This window comes from Streptosporangium sp. NPDC023615, assembly GCF_040640155.1.
Lineage (GTDB): Bacteria > Actinomycetota > Actinomycetes > Streptosporangiales > Streptosporangiaceae > Streptosporangium.
In genome coordinates this window covers 18,575-40,201 of record NZ_JBFABE010000072.1, presented here as the reverse complement: position 1 = coordinate 40,201, position 21,627 = coordinate 18,575, and the positions used below count along the sequence as shown (strand labels likewise).

The following is a 21,627-nucleotide window of genomic DNA, read 5'->3' as shown; positions in this document are numbered from 1 at the left end:
AGGATGTCCACCCCGGGCGCCGCCACCAGGACGGAGGGGTTCCGGTTGGAGAAGGCCCTCCCCGGGTGGGGAGGGCGGGGCCTCGGGTTCGCGGGGTTCTCACCCCGTTCCCGGGCCCCCGTGGGGGGGTGGGGGCCCGGGATCAGCCGACTACGGAAGCGCCGGGTAGGCGTTCTGCAGGAGCTGACGGAACTGGGCGGAGAACCACTGGCCGGCGATGGGGGCGTCCGGCAGGGCGCCGCTCATGTTGTGGCCGTTGCGCTCGTTGCCCTCGTAGGTCGGGTCGCACATCCGGTCGAAGCCCTTGCCCTCGTCGTTCGGGATCACCTTGCTGGCGCCGTCGGACTCACCCGGAGGCTTGACCCACACGTAGGCGTCCAGACCCGGGGCGGGGTTGGCCTGCGGGCGCTCGCCCAGACCGGCACCGCTCTGGTTGCACCAGTTGCCGGCGTGGAACCGGCGGTCGACGCGGGACTGGTCGACGAAGGTGTTCAGCACGTTGGAGCTGCTCGGAGCGGCCGGGCGGGCCGCGCCTCCCCAGCCGTTGCGGGAGGTGTCGATCAGCATGCCGATGTTGGAGTTGAAGCCCTTCTGGATCAGCAGGTTCCTGAACGCCTGGGCGAAGGAGAGCTCGTCGACGTAGAAGTTCCAGTCGACCCACTCGGACTGGCGGATGTTCTGGCCGCCGACGGTGGTGTTGATGGTGAAGTGCGGCTCACGCAGCGCCGAGTAGTTGGCGGTGTTGGTGATGAAGCCGTCCACGCTGCTGTAGCCCGCGGCGGTGCCGGCGACGGTGGTCGCGAACAGGTCGGCGGACGGGCCCATGTTGCTGTCCCAGCCCAGCCAGCCGTGGTGACCGGCGTCGATGTAGGTGTAGACGTTCTTGATCGCGTGCAGCTTGTCGAGGGCGTAGCGGACGCCGTTGACGTAGGCGCCGGAGTCCTTGGCCTCCTGGCACTTGGCCAGGTTGAGGTTGGTGACCAGGTTCGGCAGGGAGTCGATCTCGACGATCGTGGAGATCCGCAGGTTCGCGTACTTCGACTCGCCCATGATCGCGGCGATCGGGTCGATGTACTCGGTCTTGTAGCGGTTCAGGCCGTTCTCGGCGATGAGCAGCTCACCGTTGGAGGCGAGCGCCGAGCAGTCACGGTTGGGCAGGTTGTAGATGACGAACTGGATCGTCAGCGGCTTGCTGCCGTTGGCCGCGTCCTGCTCCAGGGCCTCGTCCAGGTGGGCGCGCAGGCCCATGGCCGAGGAGGAGCCGGCGATCGCGGCGATGCGGTCCAGCCACACGGCGGTGGAGATGTCGGCGACAGCGTCGCCGCCGGGCTCGGCGGCGGCCTTGGCCGACCAGTTCGGGTTCACGTAGCCGTCGGCGCCGGCGTAGGGGTTGTCGACGTGGACCGGGTTGGGGTTGGTGCCGTCGTCGTCGGCCTCGGTCGCGGTGACGGAGGCACCGGTGTGACCGGTGGCGGCGGCCGCGATGGTGGCGGTGCCGTTCGCCTCGTCGGCGTCCTGGGCGGCCGAGACGGTCACGTTCTGCGCCGTGTTCCAGTTGGCCGTGGTGAACGACAGCGTGGAGGGCGAGATGGTGAGGTCGGCGTCACCGGTCTTGGTCAGGGCGACCGAGACGTTGCCGGTCGGCGCCTGGCTGAGCTTGAAGCCGACGGTCTTGGAGCTTCCCTCGGGAACGCTGACCGAGGTCGCGGAGGCGACGATCGACGGGGTCGGGTTGCCGCCGCCGACGGTGAAGGGCACCGCGGAGGTCTCGGTGGACAGCGCCGGGGAGGCGTTGTCGTAGGCCTTGGCCTTGGCGGTGTGCGCGCCGGAGGCCAGGCCGGTCGCGGAGTAGGAGTACGGCGCGGTGGTGTCGGTGTTGACCAGCGTGCCGTCGACGTAGAACTCGACCTTGCTGACCGAGCCGTCGTCGCTCGCGGTGGCCGCCAGCGGCACGGCGGCGCCCGCCTGGTAGGAGGCGCCCGAGGCCGGGCTGGTCAGCGCGACCGTGGGGGGCTGGTTGATGGGGTTCTGCCCGCCGCAGGTGACGCCGTTGACCGTGAAGGCCGTGGGCTTGGGGTTGCTCCCGGTGGAGATTCCGTTGAAGCCCATGCTGGTGGAGGCGCCGGTGGCGAGCGAGCCGTTCCAGGCGAGGTTCTTCGCGGTGACCTGGGTGCCCGTCTGGGACCAGGTGGCCGACCAGCCCTGCTGGAGGGTCTGCCCGCCGGTGAAGGCGAAGCCGAGGGTCCAGTTGGTCAGCGGGTCACCGAGGTTCTTGAGGGTGACGTTGGCGGTGAACCCGCCCTGCCAGTCGTTGGTCGAATATGCGACGTCACAGGCGACTGCGGCGTGCGCGGTGGCGGCCTGCCCGGTGGCGAGGCCGGCGGCGGCCACCAACAGTGCCGCCGTGGTCGCCGCCCGGCTGCGCCAGGCGTGGCGACGCGAAGTTACTGTCATTCGTGATCATCTCCAGGACGAGGGTGGGAGCGCTCCCATAGTCCGGATGTTTCCGGCGTGTGTACAGGGTGTTGCGCGCCCGGACCGCCCGGAGGCGACCCCGTCGGCCCCTGACCTCACCGAACGCGTTTCGGAACAGATGAAAGTTTCAGAGCCGCCCCCGGTACGGGTCCCGGACGGTCCTTCCTCGCTCCCGGCGGAACGATCCCGCGAAGCCCGGGGCGCCACCTCCCCGGGCCCTGGACGACCGCCGCTACTCCCCCGCCGCCGTCGCCGTCCTCGCTCCGGTCCCCTCGCGCGAGGCCGCCTCGGTCGCGGCCATCGCGGCACCCACGATGCCCGCCTCGTTCTGCAGGCCCGCCGGCACGATCGGGGTACGGATCTTGATGTGCGGCAGGAACTTCTCCGCCTTCTTGCTGACCCCCCCGCCGATGATGAACAGCGACGGCGAGAACAGCATCTCGACGTGCTCGAGGTACTCCTGGACCTTCTCGGCCCACTCCTCCCAGCCGAGGTCGTGCGACTCGCGGGCGTGGTCGGAGGCGCGCTTCTCGGCCTCCTTGCCCCTGATCTCCAGGTGACCCAGCTCGGTGTTGGGCACCAGGTGGCCGTCCATCAGCAGGGCGCTGCCGATGCCGGTCCCGAAGGTCAGGAGCATCACCACCCCCGGCTTGTCCCTGGCCGCGCCCGCCGCCACCTCGGCCAGGCCGGCCGCGTCGGCGTCGTTGAGGACGGTCGTGGTCTGCCCGGTCACCCGCGAGAACAGCTCCTGCGCGTCCGTGCCGATCCACGCCTTGTCCACGTTGGCGGCCGATCTGGCGACCCCGTCGACGACGATCCCGGGGAAGGTCACCCCCACGGGTCCCTTCCAGTCGAAGTGCTCGACGATCTTCGCCACCACCTCGGCCACCGCCTCGGGCTCGGCGGGGTCCGGTGTGGGGATGCGCAGCCGTTCCCGCGTCAGCCGCCCCTTGGCGACGTCCACCGGCGCGCCCTTGATCCCCGATCCGCCGATGTCGATTCCCAGCGCTTCCATGTGCACCTCCTGACCGGTCCTCCTTCCCCGGGAAGGTCGGCTGATGCTCCTCCGGCACAAGCGGTGGAGCGCGCGGCCGGGCGTGTCACCCGCCGGGCCGCCGGTGGGCTCCCGCGGTACGGGAGCGCCGGGTCCGCTCACCGGGGAGCGCCCCCTTCCACGGGGGAGGGCCGCCCGGCGCCGCGGCGAGACGGCGCCTGCGGCGCGTCACCAGGACTGCGGCGGCCGCCGGCAGCATCACCAGGCCCGCGACCAGGCCGATCAGGGGGAGGAGGTCGCGGTCGGGCTCGACCGGCGGGCCCCGGCCCGCGTCGGGGAAGGTGAAGGTGGCGGTCACGGTCTTCCTCACCACGCCGCTCATCAGGGTCAGCCTCCCCTTCCAGGGGCCGTTCGGCACCCGGCTGTCCAGCGTCACCGTCACCGGGGCGGCGGAGCCGGGCGTCAGCGTGACCCCCCGGTCGGCGGGAAAGGGTCCGGCCTGCAGGCCACCGGGCCCTTCCGAGAGCCACAGCGTCCCGCTCATGTCCAGGGTCCGGCCCCCCGTGTTGCGGACCAGGGCCGCCAGTTGCGGGGCACCGTCCGGGGCGCGCGCGGGGGTCAGGTTCTCGATCCGGAAGTCCGACGGAGGCTCGCCACCGCGCCCGATGTCGAGGTAGACGCGGACGCCGACCCGGTTGACGATGCGCACGGGCCGGGACGGGTCCCGCGGGGTGCCGACCTGCGCCCAGATGACGCCGTAGCGTTCGCCGCGCGACGCGGTCCCGGGAACCGCGATCTTGACCTTGGCCGTCCCGGTCCCTCCCGGGGGCACCTCCAGCGAGGTGCGGTTCAGGGAGGTCCAGCCGGTCAGCTCGTTCTGGGCGCGGCCGGGCAGCAGGTGGAACCTGTTGCGCACGACGTCCGCGGCGGCCGGGTACAGCTCCACGTGCCGGGAGGCGGAGGAGGTGTTGGAGATCTCCAGCCGGCGTTCGATCGTGGTGCCGGGGCGCAGGTGGTCGACGATGTACGACAGCGCCCGGGGATCGCCTTGGCGGCTGACCGGCGCCTCCAGCAGGCGGATGCCGATCGTGCCGCGGGGGGTGTCGTCGGCGGCCCCGCTCGCGCCGGCCGCGCCGCCGAGGGCGCCCGCGAGGAGCGCGATCAGCAGCAGCGGCGGCGCGAGCGGGCCCGCGGGACGGTCACGCCACCGAATGTGTCACCGTCCCGGTGTAGTCGCCGATCTGGGCCGTGATCGGGATGTTCACGATCAGGGTGGGGTTCCACGTCGCCGTACTGCCCCCGGTGCCGCCGGTGTGGGCGAAGGCCACGAGCGGGGTGGCGATCAGGTCGAGCGAGGCGGCGGCGAGGGCGGTGAGCTGCCCGGGGATGAAGGTGCCGCCGCCGGTGGTCGCGGTCGCCGCTCCCGACCAGTAGTCGATCGTGGTGGGGGGGATGGTCAGCGCGGCGTCGATGAAGTTCGTCGCGTACGCCGACGCCGTCCACTCCGACGTGGCGCCGCCCCGGGTGTCGGAGACCGACACGGGGCCGATCTGCCCGGTGAGCGTGCCGCCGGGAGGCGCCGAGCCCAGGTCGATCGGACCGGGCGGTGCCACGATGTCCAGGGAGCCCGCCTCCACGGCGAACGTGACGATGGTCTCGTCCGTCGGCGCGGCGACCGCGGGTGCCGCCAGCAGGAGCATGAGTGTGCCCGCGCTCGCCGAGGTGAGCATTGTGAGTCTTCTGCGCATGGTCTTCCCTCGAACGTCCGGATACGTTTCCGAGGGGAGAGACAGGGGTCGCACCCCGTCCGCAGCGATCACTTTAGGGCATATGACGTTACCGAGGGTGACGGCGGAGGTAAAACGTCAGTCAGTAGACATAAACCGACCCACCCCTTTTTGCCGGGTAATCGCCGTCAACGCCCGCGAGCGGAGAGGTCTCGCGGAGAGATCACCCGACCACGGAAGGACCGATCACTGAAAGATAGAGGTAAGAGAACGCAAGAAACCCACCGGGGATCCGTCAGCGTTTCACCGGTCCGGTGGAGGCCCTGACCACCAGCTCCGGCTCGAAGAGCAGCTCGTCCGCGGGGACCAGGGCCTTGTCGATCTGTGCGGCGAGAAGGTCGACGACCGCGCGGCCCATGGCGTCGATCGGCTGCCGCAGCGTCGTCAGCGGCGGGTCGGTGCAGTTCATCAGGGCGGAGTCGTCGTACCCGATCACCGATACGTCGTCGGGCACCGAGAGCCCCGCCCTGCGGGCCGCCCTGATCGCGCCGAGGGCCATCACGTCGCTGGCGCAGATGACACCGGTGACCCCCCGGCGGATCAGCCGCGCGGCCGCCGCGTGCCCGCCCTCCAGGGAGAACATGGTGTGCTCGACGAACTCCGGGTCGAGCCCGGCCGCGTCCAGCTTGCGCCGGGAGGGCACGTGGTCGGGCGGTCCGAGCACCATGCCGATCCGCTCGTGACCCAGCGACCGCAGGTGGCCGAGCGCCATCTCGGCGGCGGCCACGTCGTCGCAGGAGACCTGCGGGAACGCCAGGTGCGCCACCGCGGCGTTCACCAGCACGGTCGGCAGGCGCCGCTCCCTGAGCAGCTCGTAGTGCTCGTGGGAGGCGTCGGCCTGGGCGAACAGCCCCCCGGCGAAGACCACGCCGGACACCTGCTGCTGGAGCAGCAGGTCGACGTACTCGGCCTCGGAGACGCCGCCCAGGGTCCTGGTGCACAGCACCGAGGTGAACCCCTGCTGGGCCAGCGCCCCGCCGACCACCTCGGCGAAGGCGGGGAAGATGGGGTTCTGCAGCTCGGGCAGGACCAGCCCGACCAGCCTGGCCCTGTCCCCGCGCAACTGGGTCGGCCGCTCGTAGCCGAGCACGTCGAGGGCGGTCAGGACCGCCTCGCGGGTCGCCTCGGAGACCCCGGGCTTCCCGTTGAGCACGCGACTCACCGTCGCCTCGCTCATCCCGACCTTCTTGGCCACCTCTGCAAGCCGTCGCGTCATGATGAAACTATAAGGCAAAAGAAGCAATTACTTGCGAGTTCTTGCGAAAGTTACGTCAACCGGTCAAGGGCCGCACGCCGCGTCCCGCCGGCCCCCGCCACGCCCGTCACGGCGCCGATCCGGCGGGGCGGACGGCCGTCCCGGGCGACCCGGCCCCGCTCCCGGCGACCCGGCCCCGCTCCCGGCGACCCGGCCCCGCTCCCGGCGGTCCGTCCCGCTCAGCCCTCGGTGATCCGGCCTCCGTCGACGTGCACGCGGCGCGTGGTGCGCACCGCGTCCAGCATCCGCCGGTCGTGGGTGACCAGCAGCAGCGTACCGGGGTAGGAGGCGAGCGCCGACTCCAGCTGCTCGATCGCGGCCAGGTCGAGGTGGTTGGTCGGCTCGTCGAGCACGAGCAGGTTCACCCCGCGCGCCTGCAGGAGGGCGAGCGCGGCCCGGGTCCGCTCCCCCGGCGACAGGGTGGCCGCCGGGCGCGGCACGTGCGCGGAACGCAGCCCGAACTTCGCGAGCAGCGTACGGACCTCGGCGGGGACCATCTCCGGCACCGCGGCGCCGAAGGCGTCCACCAGCGGCTCGTCGCCCAGGAACAGGCCGCGCGCCTGGTCCACCTCGCCGACGACCACGCCGGGGCCGAGCGAGGCGTTGCCCTCCGCCAGGGGGAGCCGGCCCAGCAGCGCGGCCAGCAGCGTGGACTTGCCCGAGCCGTTGGCGCCGGTGAGCGCCACCCGGTCGGCCCAGCCGATGTCCAGGTTCACCGGTCCGAGGGTGAACGTGCCACGCCGGACCACGGCGTCGCGCAGGGTCGCGACCACGACCCCCGAACGGGGGGCGACCGCGATCTCCATCCGCAGTTCCCACTCCTTGCGAGGCTCCTCGACCTCCTCCATCCGCTCGATCAACCGCTCGGTCTGCCGCGCCTTGGCGGCCTGCTTCTCGGTCGTCTCGGTACGGAGGTTGCGGCCGATCTTGTCGTTGTCGGTCGCCTTGCGCCGCGCGTTCTTGACGCCCTTCTCCATCCAGGCCCGCTGCGTCCCGGCGCGCTGCTTGAGGGAGGCGACGGTGCCGGCGTACTCCTCGTACTCCTCGCGGGCGTGCCTGCGGGCGACCTCGCGCTCGGCGAGGTAGGCCTCGTAGCCGCCGCCGTGCACCCGGACGAGCTGCTGGACGAGATCGAGCTCGACCACCCGGTTCACGGTCCTGGCCAGGAACTCGCGGTCGTGGCTCACCAGGACAGTCGCGGCCCGCAGGCCGGTGACGAAACGCTCCAGGCGCTCCAGGCCCACCAGGTCGAGATCGTTGGTGGGCTCGTCCAGCAGGAAGACGTCGTAGCGGCTGAGCAGCAGGGAGGCCATGCCCGCCCGCGCCGCCTGCCCCCCGGAGAGCGCCGTCATCGGCCGGTCGAGCTCCACGGCCAGACCGAGCTCGGCCACGACCTCCGCGGCCCGGTCCTCCAGGTCGGCCCCGCCCAGGGCGAGCCAGCGCTCCAGCCCGGTGGCGTACGCGTCGTCGGCGCCCGGTGTCCCGTCGACCAGCCCCTGGGTCGCGGCGTCCAGGGCGCGCTGCGCGTCGGCCACCCCGGTGCGGCGGGCCAGGAAGCCCGCGATCGTCTCCCCCTCGCGGCGCTCGCGCTCCTGGGGAAGGTAGCCGACCGACGCCGAGGGCGGGCTGAGCCGCACCGAGCCGTGCTCGGCGGGGAGCAGCCCGGCCAGGATCCGCATCAGGGTGGACTTGCCCGCGCCGTTGACCCCGACCAGGCCGACGACGTCACCCGGGGCGACCACCAGGTCGAGCCCGGAGAACAGCGCTCGGTCGCCGTGCCCGGCGGCCAGGTCCTTGGCGACGATGGTGGCACTCATGAGCAAACGCTATCCGGCCCCGGCACCTCACGGCCCCGGCGTCTCGCGGCACCCGCTCCGCTCCCGGCACCTCACGGCCCCGGCGTCGCGGCCACGGCTCCCGTCCGGGTCCCGGGGCGGCCGATCACCCGGATCCCTATTCCCGACAAATCGGACAGATCTTGTTCTTTATTAAAAAATCTTGAAAGACCGGCGATCAACGACTGACCTGCCGATTCTCGCACGTAAACGTTACCTTACGGAAACCTAAGAACATCTTTTTCGGGATTTGAGGCAACACGGGGTGCCGGTGTCGCGTCTTATAGGGCGGACGCGGCCAATCCTGACCGCGTCCGCCGAACGGGGAGAAGAGGAAAGCGTCTTGATGAAACGAATCGCCATCGGTCTGCTGTCCGCGGCTGTGAGCGGATCGCTGCTCATGTCCGCCGGGACGGCCTCCGCGGAGCGAGTCGCTCTCAGCGTGCGCATCGACAACGTCAACCCGAACCCGGTCGTCGTTCACGGGGACGACGACACCAGGGTCACGATCGAGGTGCGCACCACCGAGGCCACCCGTGTCGAGCTCCGCCTCAAGCCGGTCTCCGACCAGCTCCGCACGCAGGACGCGCGTGAGCCCAGGGTCCTCCACAAGGGCGACCTCTGGCGCTTCACGACCAGCTTCGACGAGGACGACTTCCAGGGCCGCTGGGTCGCGATCGCCGACGCGTACGACAAGGACGGCAAGAAGGTGACCGACGAGGTCAACTTCTCCGTCGAGCACAAGAAGGCCGAGAAGGCCGACACCCGCGTCTACCGGTTCTCCGCCAACCCCGACTCCGTGCGCAAGGGCCGCTGGGTCTACTTCACCGGCCGTCTCCAGGTCGACGACCGCGGCTGGGAGGGCGTGCGCGGCGAGGAGGTGGAGATCTACTTCCGCAAGCGCGGCTCCAGCGCCTGGAAGTACGTGACCTCCGACGACACCGGTCGCCGGGGCGCGTTCTACGCCAAGGTCCGCGCCTCCAGGAGCGGCGAGTACCGCGCGATCTTCGAGGGGAACGACGAGCTCGAGGACAGCCGCAGCCGGACCGAGCGGGTCCGCGTGTACAGCCACTGGCGCCGCTGAGAACGGGTGCCGCTGCCTGAAGCGGCACCACCGCGCATGACGCCGCCCGCGCGGCCGTGGCGGACACGGCCGTAGGGGCGGACGACGCGCACGGACGGAGGCCCGGGGCGACCCGGGCCTCCGGCGTCTCCGCCGTCTCCGCCGTCTCCGGTGTCCCCCCTCGCTGTGAGTGGTCTCACTGCTTGACCTCCCCCCTCCGGGGCAGGTGAGCGGGTACGACGACCGGAGGGAAGCCACCGCGATGATGACCGGCGATTTCTACGACTACTCCGCGCTCCTGGACGACTCCGAGAAGGAGATCGTGCTGCGGGTGAGGGAGTTCATGGCGCGGGAGGTGGCTCCCATCGCGAACGAGGCGTGGACCAACGCCCGCTTCCCCCACCAGGTCATCCCCGGCTTCGCCAAGCTCGACATCGCGGGCCTGCCGTACCGGGGGGCACGCAGCCTGCTGACCGGGTTCGTGGTGCTGGAGCTGAACCGGGTGGATCCGTCCATGGGGACGTTCTTCGGCGTCCACAACGGCCTGGCGATGGGCAGCATCGACCGGCTGGGCTCGGCGGAGCAGCGGGAGCGGTGGCTGCCGCCGATGGCCGCCATGGAGAAGATCGGGGCGTTCGCGCTGACCGAGCCCGAGGGCGGTTCGGACGTCGCGGCGGGGCTGCGCACCACCGCCCGGCGCGAGGGCGACGTGTGGGTGCTGAACGGCGCCAAGCGCTGGATCGGCAACGCCACCTTCGCCGACCTGATCGTGGTGTGGGCCAAGGACGAGGCCGACGGCCAGGTCAAGGGATTCGTCGTGGAGAAGGGCACGCCCGGCCTCGCCGCCACGAAGATCGAGAACAAGATAGCCCTGCGTACGGTGCAGAACGCCGACATCACGCTCACCAACTGCCTGGTGCCGGAGATCAACCGCCTGCAGGGGGCGAACACCTTCCGCGACACCGGCGCGATCCTGCGGCAGACCCGGGGCGGCGTGGCCTGGCAGGCGGTCGGCTGCATGATGGGCGCCTACGAGCTCGCGCTGGAGTACGCCAAGACGCGCGAGCAGTTCGGGCGGCCGATCGCGGGCTTCCAGCTCGTGCAGGATCTCCTCGTCCGGATGCTGGGCAACGTCACCTGCTCGCTGGGCATGGTGGTGCGGCTGGCGCAGCTCCAGGACGAGGGCGTCTACGCCGACGAGCACTCGGCCATGGCCAAGGCGTTCTGCACGGCGCGGATGCGCGAGGCCGTGGGATGGGCCCGGGAGGTCCTGGGCGGCAACGGCATCGTCCTCGACTACGACGTCGGCCGGTTCGTGGCCGACTCCGAGGCGATCTACTCCTACGAGGGGACGCGCGAGATCAACAGCCTGATCGTCGGGCGGGCGATCACCGGCATCGGCGCCTTCGTCTGAGGGCGGGCCCGGCCGAGCGTCCCCGGTGGGCGGCGGCTCGGCGGTTCAGTGGTCGCGGTGGGTGACGAGGCGGGCCAGCATGGTGAGCTCGGCGGCGGGCCGGGGCAGCGCGCCGACCGCGTCGAGGTGGCGAAGAGCCCGGGCGAGCAGCTCGTCGGCCTCCAGCCGGGTCCAGTCCCGCCCGCCCGCGGCCTCCACCAGCTCGGCCGCGCGGACCAGCTCGGAGTCGGACAGCTCGTCCCGGCGGTGGTAGAGCCCGGCCAGCTCGCCTCCGGCCGACGTGCCGGAGGCGAGGGCCGCGACGACCGGGACGGACTTCTTGCGGCTGCGCAGATCGGAGTGGACCGGCTTGCCGGTGACCTCGGGGTCGCCCCAGATGCCCAGCAGGTCATCGACGAGCTGGAACGCCAGCCCGAGATCCCTGCCGAAGGCGCCCAGGTGCCCGGCCCGCTCGGGGCCGCCGCCGCCGAACAGCGCGCCGAGCGCGCAGGCGCACCCCAGCAGTGCCCCGGTCTTGCCCGCCGCCATGGTCAGGCACTCGGCCGGCCCGACGTCCCGGCGCCCCTCGAAGGCGACGTCCGCGCTCTGGCCGTCCAGCAGTTCCTGCACCGCGGCGCTGAAGATCCGCGTCGCCTCGGCCGTGATCGGGTGGCCTCCGGTCGCGAGGACGTCGAAGGCCAGCGTCAGCAGCGCGTCGCCGGCCAGGATGGCCGGACTGATCCCGAAGACGGCCCAGGCCGTCGGGCGGTGCCGGCGGGTCCGGTCGCCGTCCATCACGTCGTCGTGCAGGAGGGAGAAGTCGTGCGCCAGCTCGACGGCCGCGGCCGGGCGGAGCGCCGAGACCGCGTCACCGCCGACGGCCTCGGCGGACAGCAGGGCCAGCGCCGGCCGGAACGCCTTGCCGCCGCCCGCCTCCGACGGCTCGCCCCGCTCGTCCCACCAGCCGAAGTGGTAGCCGGCGATGTGCCGCATCGAGGCGGGCAGCGTGTCGGCGGCCGGCCGCAACGTGGTCTCGACCAGGCCCCGGCTCCAGGCCAGCACCTCACTGGCGGAACGCCCGTCCCTCGTCGTCCCGGTCGTCTCGACGGTCGTCATGCTCTCTCCTCGTCCGGCTCTCTCCCCTGTCCCCTTCCTCAGTGACCGATCTCGACGTCCTCCAGGATGCCGAGCGCGTCGGGCACCAGGACGGCCGCGGAGTAGTAGGCGCTGACCAGGTAGGAGATGATCGCCTTCTCGTTGATCCCCATGAACCGGACCGACAGGCTGGGCTGGTACTCGTCGGGGATGCCGGTCTGGTGCAGGCCGACCACCCCCTGGTTGTCCTCGCCGACCCGCATGGCCAGGATCGAGGTGGTGCGGGTCGCGGTGATGGGGATCTTGCTGCAGGAGAAGATGGGGACGCCCCGCCAGGCGGGCACCCCGCTGCCCCCGACGTCGACGCCCTGCGGGTAGAGACCGCGCGCGTTGCACTCGCGGCCGAACGCCGCGATGGCGTGCGGGTGGGCCAGGAAGAAGCTCGTGCTCCTGCGGCGGCTGAGCAGCTCGTCGAGGTCGTCGGGGGTCGGCGGCCCGGTGCGGGTGTGGATCCGCTGCTTGAGGTCGGCGTTGTGCAGCAGCCCGAACTCCCGGTTGTTGATCAGTTCGTGTTCCTGCCGCTCGCGCAGCACCTCGATCGTCAGCCGGAGCTGCTGCTCGACCTGGTCCATCGGGTCGTTGTAGAGGTCGGCCACCCGGCTGTGCACCCGCAGGACCGTCTGCGCCACGCTGAGCTGGTACTCGCGCGGGATGAGCTCGTAGTCGACGAACGTGCCCGGCAGGTCGGGCTCCCCGGCGTGGCCGGCGGCCACCTCGACGGCGGCCTCCCCGTACTTGTTCTGCGGGCCCCGGGCGGCGGCCTCCCGCAGCAGCAGGTGCTCGCGGAGCCGCTCGGACTGCTCGGCCACCTCCAGGAACGCCTGCTGGGGCATGACCATCGCCGTGCCGCCGGTGACCGCCCTGGCGGTGAACGGCCAGGTGTCCTCCGTCACCGTCAGTGTCTCGTCGCCGAAGTGGTCGCCCGCCGCCAGCACCGTCAGCACGATCTCGTCGCCGTACGGCCCGGTGCCGATCTTGTTGACCTTGCCGTGCGCGATGAGCACCACCTCGTCGGCGGGACGTCCCGCCTCCACGAGCACGTCCCCGGCCTGGAAGTCCCGCTGGACGAACCGGCCCGCCAGCGCGTCGAGGACGCCGGAGTCGTCGAACCCGCGCAGCAGGGGCAGCTCGCACAGCTCGGCGGGGATGACCGCCACCTGTGACCCGGTGCTGGTGAAGCTCACCCGGCCGTCGCCGAGCGTGTAGCTCAGCCGGCGGTTGACCCGGTAGGTGCCGCCCGACACCTGCACCCAGGGGAGCATCCGCAGCAGCCACCGCGAGGTGATCTCCTGCATCTGGGGGGTCGTCTTGGTCGTCGTCGCCAGATTGCGCGCGGCTTCCGTACTCAGACTGAGCTGCGATCGGCCGACCTCGGGCTCCGTCACAACACACACCACCGATCCGTACTCGTACCGACAGGGAGAAAGAGGGCATGAATCGACCAGGGGAAAACGGCGATCAATGGTGCCGGAAAAGGCGGAATCGTCGACCCCCCGACGCACGGGGCCGAATGCGGCCCGCCGTCGTGGACGCCTCAATTTTGGGTGGCCGTTAAATGAATTGTCAAGCAGTGAATACGATCCGGTCGATTCTCGGTAAAGGCGTGAGACCATAAAACCGGAAAAAGTAAATATGCTTTGCCAATAGCACCGGAGTGCCTGTGAACGGCTTTTTACCCCAGGAGTACGGCCAGTCGGAGCATCGGGTGGGATTTCCGGAACGGCACCTGAATCAGGCGAGACCGTACGCGGGCGCGTCCCCGCGCACGAGGGCGGAGCGCCCCCGCGCGGCCGCGCGCCCGCGGCGCGGAGCCGCTCCCGTGATTGCCGGAAGAAATCCCGAGGACCCTCGGGGCGGTTTCAGCGCCGGCGTTCCAGCAGCTCCGAGAACAGGTTCTCCCAGATCGGCATGATGGCGTCGGGGGCGTATTCGCGCGCGGTGACGGCCGCGGCCGCGCCCATCCGCCGCCGCAGGCCGGGGTCCTCGATGAGCCGGATCATCGCCTCCGCCAGCGCGTCGACGTCCCGGGGCGGGACGAGCACCCCGTCGACCCCCGGGGTGAGCACGTCGGCCGGGCCGGTGGGGCAGTCGAAGGCGACGACGGGCAGCGCCTGGCTCATCGCCTCGATCATCACCATCGGCAGCCCCTCGAACCGGGAGCTCAGCACGTAGAAGGACGCCTTGGCCATCTCCTCGTCCAGGCGCTCGGTCCGTCCCATCAGGGTGACGACGTCCGACAGCCCGTGGGTGTCCAGGAGCGCCCGCAGCGCCTCCTTCTTCGGGCCGGTGCCGTAGATGCGCAGCCGCCACTCCGGGTGGCGCTCGGCGACCTTGCCGAACGCCGGGATCAGCAGGTCGAAGCCCTTCTGCCCGACGAGCCGCCCGGCCGCGACCACGAGCCCGTCCTCGCGGTCGTCGGGCGCCGGGCGCCCGGCGGTGACCGCGTTGGGGATGCGCACGACCGGGGTGCCGGGCAGCAGCGCCTGGTACTCCCGCCGGTCGGTGCCGGTGAGCACCGCCACCGTGTCGAGGGCGCCGTAGTGGCGGGCGATCTGCGCGCGGACCGCCTCGGGGTGGGTGGCCAGGTTCATGTGCTCCTGCCCGACCCTGACGACGCCGGCCGGGCCGCGCCGGGCCGAGATGAGGTTCAGGGCGGGGCGGGTGGTGACCAGGACGCCGCCCTCCAGCGCGGAGACGTAGTCGATGACGGAGCGTTCCACCCGCTCGGTGAAGTAGGAGGCGGCGAACTCGCCCGGGGGCACGATCTTGCCGCGGATCCGCCGCCAGGCCCGGCGTGCCGGCGAGTCGACGGGCCTGGCCCGGCGCTGGTCCGAGAGCGTCAGCAGGCGGACGCGCTCGTCGATCGGGAACTGCGGCCTCTCCCTGCGGCGTACCACGCTGGCGATCTCGACGTCGTGTCCGGCGGCGGCCATCGCGTTCGCCTGGTTGATCACCGTCCGGATCGTCCCGCCCATGCCGTAGGCGTGCAGGAGCAGGTAGCGGATGCGCATGGCCTCCGGGCCGCGCGCGCGGGGCGCCGTCACGCCCGCCCTCCCTCGGGGTCCTCCCCGGCCGGCAGGTATCCCCAGCTCCGGCACATCGGCCTGAGCGCCTCGGGGATCTCGCCGGGCCCCGGCAGATCGCGCCCGGGCTGCACGGTCCCCGAGCGGATCTTGTCCTTCCAGTCGCCGAGCCCCTTCTCCAGCACGGCCTGCTCCCCGTAGGCCAGCATCCGCGGCTCCCAGCCGAGGCCGAGGAAGTCGCACAGGCGGCGCGCCTCCGTCTCCGGGTCGGCGGTCAGGTCCTCGTAGCGCACGGTGCATCCGGACAGCGCCCCGCGCGCCCGCTGCACGGCCTTCATGTAGCGCAGGGCGTCCAGTGCCGCCTCCTCCGGCGTCCTCCTCCCCCCGCCGGCCTCGTACCACGACCTCGCCACGGACGCCGGATGGCGCAGCAGGAAGACGAACCTCGCGTCCGGCCAGCAGGTGGCGATCCGCCGGTGGGCGAAGGCGTTGGCCGGCGTCTTGTCGACGATGAAGGACTTGCCGCTCCTGACCAGCTCGCGATGGAGCACCCGGTCCCAGAGCAGGTGCTCCAGGTCGGCCCGGTTGTGCCCGAGCGCCCCCATCGCCCTCTCCGCCAGCGAGGTGCCGAACTCGACCCTCAGCCTCCGGACGTGCAGCTCGTGCGGGGCGTGCAGCATGGGGTGGGCGTTGAGCAGGGACCGCAGCAGGGTGGAGCCCGACCTGACCGGCGAGAGGATGAAGACCGGGGCCACCAGCAGGCGGTCGTTCGCGGGGTCGGCCGGCGGCCTGAACGACTCCTCGGCGACCCGGGCCTTCGCGACCGGGGGCCGTCCGCCCGCCGTCGAACCGGCCTTCCCCACCCGGTTGAGCTGGAATCCGGTCAGCCGCACAAGGGCATCGTTGGCCTTACGCTGCCAGTTCATGCCGAGGCAGGCTACCCGGCTTTCCTGGCATTTCACTGTGTGTTCACTCAACATCAGCTCTGCGTTCCGGTAATGCGTCCCCGGGGACACCCCGGCCCCGCACACCGCGAGGATCACGCGCCGACGGGCGATTCACCCGCCCGGCCCCGGGTAGAGGGACGTCTTCACAGCTCAGACGGCATGCGGCCGAGGTGGCCCGGCGCTGGGACCCCGCCGTCGCCCGCCACCGGCCGCGCGGCACGGGCACCGCGCCGTCCCGGGCCCGCCACGCCCCGCGAGAAGGAGATGTCCAGTGACCGACGACGTACGTCCCCAGGCGGCCTCCCAGGACCCGTCGGAGATCTCGTACCCGGACCCGTCCGCCAGCCGGGTGGACCCGTCGCGGAAGACGGCGCCGGACGTCGACGAGGCGACCGCCGAGGCGCTGGGCAAACTCTCCGAGGCGCTGGAGACCACCGAGCGGGCCCGCGGTCACCTGTACTCCTTCCACCAGCTGACCGGGCACGCCGACTTCCAGCTCGACGAGGCGGTGGAGCTGCTGCGCGCCGCGGGGCGACAGGACATGGCCGAGCTGGTGACCCGCGAGCTGGTCGGCCGGGACGTGCTGCCCGGCCGGTGGACCTTCCAGATCATGGAGGAGTACGAGGACGGCTACTACGGGGTCTTCACCGACGTGGAGCGGCGGGTCAGGGAGAAGCTGGCGGGCGGGCGCCGCCACATCCACGAGGCACGGCTGAAGAGGCGCCGCCAGGGCTGACGGAGCCGGCGCCCTCCTCGCCCCGGCCACGGTGGCGTACGGGGCCCGGGCGGCTCCCCGTACAGTGTGGGGCATGGGGATGGTCAAGACCGTGGGGCTGGTTCTGCACCCGCAGCGCGATTCGAAGGTCGCCATCGACACGATCGTCGAGTGGGCCAGAGGCCGTGACGTCACGGTGATGGGGCTCCCCGACGAGGTGGGGCGCATCGACTGCAGCGCCGTGCCGGTCGACACCGACACCCTGATCGAGCGCGCCGACCTGCTCGTCAGCCTCGGCGGCGACGGCACGATGCTGCGCACCATGCGCCTCATCTCGGGGCGGAAGACCCCGGTCCTGGGCGTCAACCTCGGCAAGCTGGGGTTCCTCGCGGAGATCGACATCGACGAGCTGCCCCCCGCGCTGTCGGCCATCGACAACCACGACTACACGGTCGAGCCGCGCATGGCGGTGTGCGTGACCCTGCCCGACGGCACCATGATGACCGCGTTCAACGACATCGCCCTGGTGCGGATACCCGGGGACGGGCTCTCGGCGGTGGCGATCACCGTGGAGGGCCACCCGTTCGTCCGGTACGCGGCCGACGCGGTGATCGTGGCCACCCCCACCGGGTCGACCGCCTACAGCTTCTCCGCGGGCGGCCCGATCGTCTCGCCGAACGTGGAGGGGTTCCTGGTGGTCCCCGCCGCGGCGCACTCGTCGTTCAACCGGGCCATCGTGCTCTCGGCCGACGAGCGGGTCGCCCTCGAACTGCTGCCGACCAGCGGCCGGCTGGCCGTGGAGGTGGACGGCGCGGTCAGGGCGCACCTGTCGTCCGGGGACGAGCTCACCGTCACGGCGATGCGCGCCGCCGCCTGGGTGGTCCGGCTCGGCACGACGAGCTTCTACGAGCGCGCCCGCCGCAAGCTCCGCGTCAACGGCAGCGCCGAGGTCGACTGACACCTCATCGTGACCGCCGGCGCCGGCGCCGGCCGGATCTCCGTCTGATCCGGCTCGCCCCCCTCGATCCGGATCGATTCCTCTCGCCCCGGGCCGGGCGGCGATCTCCGAGCGTGACCGGGTCCCCGTCAGGGGGCCCGGTCACACGCGTTCCCTGAACCGTCCCGGACGGCGCTGGTTCAGCGGGGGGCGAACTGCGCCTGCGCGGGCAGTGCCCGGTCGGCGAAGTCGAACAAGGCCTGGTTCTCCCACCCGTTGCCCGAGGACGGGTCGGCCGGGTCCCAGCCGTTGCCGGTCACCGCCGTCCAGGCGGGCTCCCAGTGGACGAAGCCGAGCCCCCGGCCGTTCGGCACGGCCTGCACGATGCTCGCCACGTCGCGGAGCATCGCCGACTGTCCCGCCGGGGAGGCCGGGTAGCCGGGGTAGGGCGTCGCCGCGGTGATGATGTTGGTCAGCGCGTCGTCGTTGCCGGTGGTGAACGGGTAGGCGGTCTCGGCCAGCAGCACGGGCCTGCCGTACCGGGAGGCGATGTCGTCGATGTTGGCCTGGAACGCGCCGAGCGTGCCGTGCCAGTAGGGGTAGTAGGACACGCCGATCACGTCGTAGCGGACGCCGTTGGCCGCGGCGCTGTCGAACCACCAGCGGAACAGCGCGTTGTCGCCGCCCTCGGCCAGGTGCAGCACGACCCTCGTCGAGGACGACACCGCCTTGACCGCGTCGTAGCCGGAGTTCAGGAGCTGGGCGAGGTTGCCGAAGTTCGCGGTGCGGCCGTCGTCCCAGAGCATGCCGCCGTTGATCTCGTTGCCGACCTGGACCATGTCGGCGGTCGTGCCCTGCGCCTTGAGGGCGTTCAGCACGTCGTAGGTGTGGTCGTACACGGCGGTCCTGAGCTGCGCGAACGTGTGACCGGTCCACGCGGCGGGCTTGTACTGCTTGCCCGGGTCGGCCCAGGTGTCGGAGTAGTGGAAGTCGACCAGCAGCCCCATGCCCTGGGCCTTGACCCTCCTGGCCACGGCCAGCACGTGCGCCTTGTCGTTGTAGCCGTCGGCCGGGTTCACCCACACCTTGAGCCGGACGAGGTTCATCCCGGCCGAGCGCAGGATCTCCAGGGCGTCCCGCCGGGTGCCCGAGGCGGTGTGGTACCTGCCGCCGAGGGCCTCGGACTTGGCGAGGCTGGAGGTGTCGCCTCCCCTGACGGCGAGCGTCGCGGCGCCCTGGGTGAAGGTGACGTCGTCGAAGTTGGCCCAGCCGCCGGCGGCCGCCGCGGAGCCGAGGCCGACGGTGCACCTGCCGCCGGTCACGGTCTGGGTGACCGCGATCCTGATCCACTCCGAGGAGCCGACCGGCAGGTAGGTCCGCTTCTCCGCCGCGCCGCAGTTCCTCAGCGCGATCCAGCTCTGGCTCATCGCCCCGGCCCTGACCCAGGCCCGGAGCGTGTAGGTGCCGGAGGTCAGGCCGGTCAGCGTCTGGTGGGTCTCGACGGTGTAGGCGTTCGCGGACCAGTGGGACAGGCGCAGGGAGCCGGTGCGGCCGCCGGCCTCGGAGAAGTCGGCGGCGGCGGTGCCGGTGGTGCTCCATCCGGACGGCGCCGCGACGGCACCCCCCGTCTCGAAGCCGCCGTTGGTGATCGTCGAGGCGGCCTGGGCCGGTAACGGCACCAGGAGCGCGGCGGCGCAGGTCAGCAGCGCCACCAGGATCTTCTTCATGGGTCCTCACTCTGGGAAGGGGTGGTCGGACGGTCCCCCGAGGCCCCCGGTGACGCGCCGCGGTCAGGTTGCCGGCGCGGTACAGGGGGAGATCATGTGTTTCCCGCGATCTCGACGACGGTGACGCCGCCCGCGGGCACGGTCGCCGCCCCGGCGTGCTCCGCGCCGTCGAGCAGGCCGGTCCCGCTCACCCCCGGGACCGTGACCGGCCCGTCGCCGTGGTTGAGCAGGAAGAGGTGACGGCCCCGGCGTACGACCTCGAGGGTGTCGGGCAGGCCGCGCGGGCGGGACACGCCCGCCCGGTCGAGCACCGCGCGGAGCAGCGCCCGCAGGTCCCCGCCCCCCGGTCCGGGAACGGGGGCAGGGTCGGGGGCCGGGTCGAGGGCCGCGTCGGAGGCCGCGTCGGAGGCCGGGCCGAGGGCGACGTCGGAGGCCGGGGCGGGGACCGGGGCGGGGGCAGGGTCGGGGGCCGGGTCGAGGGCCGTCGCGACGTACCAGGCGGTACCCGCGCCCAGGTCGTGGCGGGTCAGCGCGGGGTGGCCCGCGTCCGGCCCGCCGGTGAAGACGCCCACTGCGCGCGCGCCTGCGAGCCGGACCCGCTCCGACCAGATCCGCCCGGTCATCCGGCCCTCGATCCCGTCGTTCACCGGGCCGCCGGGACCCGCCTCACCGCCCCCGGTGCCGTCGTCCCCGGCACCGACGCCGACACCGACGCCGACGCCGACGCCGACGCCGACCGTGCCGTTCTCCGGCAGCGGGTGGAACTCCTCCACCGACAGGCCGAGCACGTCGCGCAGCGCACCGGGGTGGGCGCCCGGGTGGATGGCGTCGTTCTCGTCCACGATCCCGGAGAAGTAGGACACGACCAGGTGACCGCCGGCCTCGACGTGGCGGCGCAGGTTCTTGCCCGCCGCGTCGGTGAGCAGGTAGGAACTCGGCGCGACCACCAGCCGGTACGCCGACAGGTCGGCGGCGGGATGGACGAAGTCGACGGTCACGTGCTCGCGCCACAGCGCCTCGTAGAAGGCCTCCACGCGCTCGCGGAACCTCAGGTCCACCGAGGGCCGCCACTCCAGCTCCAGCGCCCAGTACGACTCCCAGTCCCACACCAGCGCGACCTCGGCCTCGACCCGGGAGCCGCGCACCCCGGCCAGGGTGCGCAGGTCCGCGCCGAGGGCGACCACGTCGCGCCAGAGCTCCGAGGCGGTCCCGGCGTGCGGCAGCATCGCCGAGTGGAACTTCTCCGCGCCGTGGCGGGAGGCCCGCCACTGGAAGAACAGCACCGAGTCCGACCCCCGGGCGACGTGCGCGAGGCTGTTGCGCCGCATCTCCCCGGGTCGTTTGGCGAGGTTGCGCGGCTGCCAGTTGACGGCGCCGGTGGAGTGCTCCATGAGCATCCAGGGCCGCCCGCCCGCCACCGAGCGGGTGAGGTCGGCCGCCATGGCGAGCTCGATGTGACCGTCGGCGCGCCCGGCGTCGAGGTAGTGGTCGTTGGAGACGACGTCCACCTCGCCCGCCCACCTCCAGTAGTCCATCGGCGCGCAGTTGGGAATCATGAAGTTGGTGGTGACCGGCAGGTCGCAGAACCTGCGGATCGCGTCGCGCTCGCGGCGGAAGTTGGCGATGTGCGCGTCCACGGAGAAGCGGGCGTAGTCGAGCTGCAGGGCGGTCAGCAGGCCGACCGGCGCGAGCCTGGGCGGCTCCACCTCCTCGAACGAGCCGTAGGTCAGGCCCCAGAACGTGGTGCCCCAGGCGGCGTTGAGGGCGGCCACGTCCCCGTGCCGTTCGCGCAGCCAGTCGCGGAACGCCTCGGCCGAGGTCTCGCAGTAGCAGCGCGCGTTCGCCCAGCCGTACTCGTTGTGCACGTGCCACATGACGACCGCCGGGTGAGCGGCGTAGCGGGCGGCGAGCAGGCCGGCGATCCGCTCGGAGGCGGCGGCGTACTCCGGTGAGCTGGGGCAGAAGCTGTGCCGGGAGCCGCCGGCGATGACGTGGCCCTCCCGGTCGACGAGGCGCGCGCCGGGGTGGGCCGCCCTGAACCAGGCGGGCGGGGACGAGGTCGGCGTCGCCAGGTCGACCTTGACGCCCGCGGCGTCCAGCAGGTCGATGATCCGGTCCAGCCTGCCGAAGTCGTGGACGCCCTCGGCGGGCTCGATCTGGCTCCAGTTGAAGATGCCGAGGCTGACCAGGTTCACCCCGGCCTCGCGCATCAGCCGGACGTCCTCGCGCCAGACCTCCTCCGGCCACTGCTCGGGGTTGTAGTCCCCGCCGTACGCGATGCCCTCCGGCAGGACGGGATATCCGGCCAACGCCTCCCCCTC

At 72.0% G+C, this 21,627-nt stretch carries 16 protein-coding genes; 4 read left to right on the top strand and 12 right to left on the bottom strand.

Translation table 11 applies throughout. The features are described from left to right. Positions 1–150: 150 nt before the first annotated feature. From AB0G16_RS32795 to AB0G16_RS32770, 6 genes are all read right to left on the bottom strand, one after another. Positions 151–2,454, bottom strand: a complete 2,304-nt coding sequence (locus AB0G16_RS32795) for a glycoside hydrolase family 6 protein (RefSeq protein WP_362813899.1) — start codon at positions 2,452–2,454, stop codon at positions 151–153. Between the two features lie 253 nt (positions 2,455–2,707). Continuing rightward, on the bottom strand, positions 2,708–3,490 hold the full coding sequence (ppgK, locus tag AB0G16_RS32790) for a polyphosphate--glucose phosphotransferase (RefSeq protein WP_362813897.1): 783 nt from the start codon (positions 3,488–3,490) through the stop codon (positions 2,708–2,710). Positions 3,491–3,575: 85 nt separating this feature from the next. Beyond that, on the bottom strand, positions 3,576–4,415 hold the full coding sequence (locus AB0G16_RS32785; RefSeq protein ID WP_362813895.1) for a hypothetical protein: 840 nt from the start codon (positions 4,413–4,415) through the stop codon (positions 3,576–3,578). A gap of 253 nt (positions 4,416–4,668) precedes the next feature. Beyond that, a complete protein-coding gene (locus AB0G16_RS32780; RefSeq protein WP_362813893.1) occupies positions 4,669–5,217 on the bottom strand; it encodes a hypothetical protein in 549 nt (182 codons plus the stop codon). 274 nt (positions 5,218–5,491) lie between these two features. Further along, entirely contained in the window at positions 5,492–6,472 is a 981-nt protein-coding gene (locus tag AB0G16_RS32775) for a LacI family DNA-binding transcriptional regulator (protein ID WP_362813891.1), read from the bottom strand. Positions 6,473–6,690: 218 nt separating this feature from the next. Beyond that, the gene (locus AB0G16_RS32770; protein ID WP_362813889.1) at positions 6,691–8,328 is read right to left on the bottom strand and encodes an ABC-F family ATP-binding cassette domain-containing protein; all 1,638 of its coding nucleotides are present in this window, start codon (positions 8,326–8,328) and stop codon (positions 6,691–6,693) included. 364 nt (positions 8,329–8,692) lie between these two features. Here AB0G16_RS32770 and AB0G16_RS32765 point away from each other — a divergent pair, with 364 nt between their 5' ends. Both AB0G16_RS32765 and AB0G16_RS32760 read left to right on the top strand, forming a co-directional pair. Next, entirely contained in the window at positions 8,693–9,430 is a 738-nt protein-coding gene (locus AB0G16_RS32765) for a hypothetical protein (protein WP_362813887.1), read from the top strand. 241 nt (positions 9,431–9,671) lie between these two features. Further along, positions 9,672–10,823: an acyl-CoA dehydrogenase family protein gene (locus AB0G16_RS32760; protein WP_362813885.1), complete on the top strand. Its 1,152-nt coding sequence runs from the start codon at positions 9,672–9,674 to the stop codon at positions 10,821–10,823. A 45-nt stretch (positions 10,824–10,868) separates the two neighbouring features. Here the strand turns inward: AB0G16_RS32760 and AB0G16_RS32755 are convergent, their stop codons facing one another. The 4 genes from AB0G16_RS32755 to AB0G16_RS32740 form a co-directional block, all read right to left on the bottom strand. Further along, positions 10,869–11,918 carry a family 2 encapsulin nanocompartment cargo protein polyprenyl transferase gene (locus AB0G16_RS32755; protein ID WP_362813883.1) on the bottom strand — a complete coding sequence of 350 codons (1,050 nt, stop codon included), beginning with the start codon at positions 11,916–11,918 and terminating at the stop codon, positions 10,869–10,871. 38 nt (positions 11,919–11,956) lie between these two features. Beyond that, positions 11,957–13,351 (bottom strand): family 2B encapsulin nanocompartment shell protein, encoded by a 1,395-nt coding sequence (locus AB0G16_RS32750; RefSeq protein WP_362813881.1) that lies wholly within the window; start codon positions 13,349–13,351, stop codon positions 11,957–11,959. 465 nt (positions 13,352–13,816) lie between these two features. Continuing rightward, the gene (locus AB0G16_RS32745) at positions 13,817–15,001 is read right to left on the bottom strand and encodes a glycosyltransferase family 4 protein (protein WP_362813879.1); all 1,185 of its coding nucleotides are present in this window, start codon (positions 14,999–15,001) and stop codon (positions 13,817–13,819) included. Beyond that, on the bottom strand, positions 14,998–15,906 hold the full coding sequence (locus AB0G16_RS32740) for a sulfotransferase (protein ID WP_362813877.1): 909 nt from the start codon (positions 15,904–15,906) through the stop codon (positions 14,998–15,000). The genes AB0G16_RS32745 and AB0G16_RS32740 overlap by 4 nt, the downstream gene beginning before the upstream one ends. Before the next feature lie 292 nt (positions 15,907–16,198). On the opposite strand from AB0G16_RS32740, the gene AB0G16_RS32735 reads away from it, so the two are divergent. Next, positions 16,199–16,663 carry a hypothetical protein gene (locus tag AB0G16_RS32735; protein ID WP_362813875.1) on the top strand — a complete coding sequence of 155 codons (465 nt, stop codon included), beginning with the start codon at positions 16,199–16,201 and terminating at the stop codon, positions 16,661–16,663. 73 nt (positions 16,664–16,736) lie between these two features. Then, positions 16,737–17,600: an NAD(+)/NADH kinase gene (locus AB0G16_RS32730; RefSeq protein ID WP_362813873.1), complete on the top strand. Its 864-nt coding sequence runs from the start codon at positions 16,737–16,739 to the stop codon at positions 17,598–17,600. Between the two features lie 179 nt (positions 17,601–17,779). Here the strand turns inward: AB0G16_RS32730 and AB0G16_RS32725 are convergent, their stop codons facing one another. Further along, positions 17,780–19,306, bottom strand: a complete 1,527-nt coding sequence (locus AB0G16_RS32725) for an arabinogalactan endo-1,4-beta-galactosidase (RefSeq protein ID WP_362813871.1) — start codon at positions 19,304–19,306, stop codon at positions 17,780–17,782. A 92-nt stretch (positions 19,307–19,398) separates the two neighbouring features. Next, positions 19,399–21,615, bottom strand: a complete 2,217-nt coding sequence (locus AB0G16_RS32720) for a beta-galactosidase (protein WP_362813869.1) — start codon at positions 21,613–21,615, stop codon at positions 19,399–19,401. Positions 21,616–21,627: the final 12 nt, after the last annotated feature.

Bases quoted from the DNA above. Each gene is read 5' to 3' on its own strand.
- AB0G16_RS32725 (WP_362813871.1), bottom strand. From the start codon at position 19,306: ATGAAGAAGATCCTGGTGGCGCTGCTGACCTGCGCCGCCGCGCTCCTG.
- AB0G16_RS32770 (WP_362813889.1), bottom strand. From the start codon at position 8,328: ATGAGTGCCACCATCGTCGCCAAGGACCTGGCCGCCGGGCACGGCGAC.
- AB0G16_RS32760 (WP_362813885.1), top strand. From the start codon at position 9,672: ATGATGACCGGCGATTTCTACGACTACTCCGCGCTCCTGGACGACTCC.
- AB0G16_RS32755 (WP_362813883.1), bottom strand. From the start codon at position 11,918: ATGACGACCGTCGAGACGACCGGGACGACGAGGGACGGGCGTTCCGCC.
- AB0G16_RS32765 (WP_362813887.1), top strand. From the start codon at position 8,693: ATGAAACGAATCGCCATCGGTCTGCTGTCCGCGGCTGTGAGCGGATCG.
- AB0G16_RS32730 (WP_362813873.1), top strand. From the start codon at position 16,737: ATGGGGATGGTCAAGACCGTGGGGCTGGTTCTGCACCCGCAGCGCGAT.
- AB0G16_RS32775 (WP_362813891.1), bottom strand. From the start codon at position 6,472: ATGACGCGACGGCTTGCAGAGGTGGCCAAGAAGGTCGGGATGAGCGAG.
- ppgK (WP_362813897.1), bottom strand. From the start codon at position 3,490: ATGGAAGCGCTGGGAATCGACATCGGCGGATCGGGGATCAAGGGCGCG.
- AB0G16_RS32740 (WP_362813877.1), bottom strand. From the start codon at position 15,906: ATGAACTGGCAGCGTAAGGCCAACGATGCCCTTGTGCGGCTGACCGGA.
- AB0G16_RS32795 (WP_362813899.1), bottom strand. From the start codon at position 2,454: ATGACAGTAACTTCGCGTCGCCACGCCTGGCGCAGCCGGGCGGCGACC.
- AB0G16_RS32780 (WP_362813893.1), bottom strand. From the start codon at position 5,217: ATGCGCAGAAGACTCACAATGCTCACCTCGGCGAGCGCGGGCACACTC.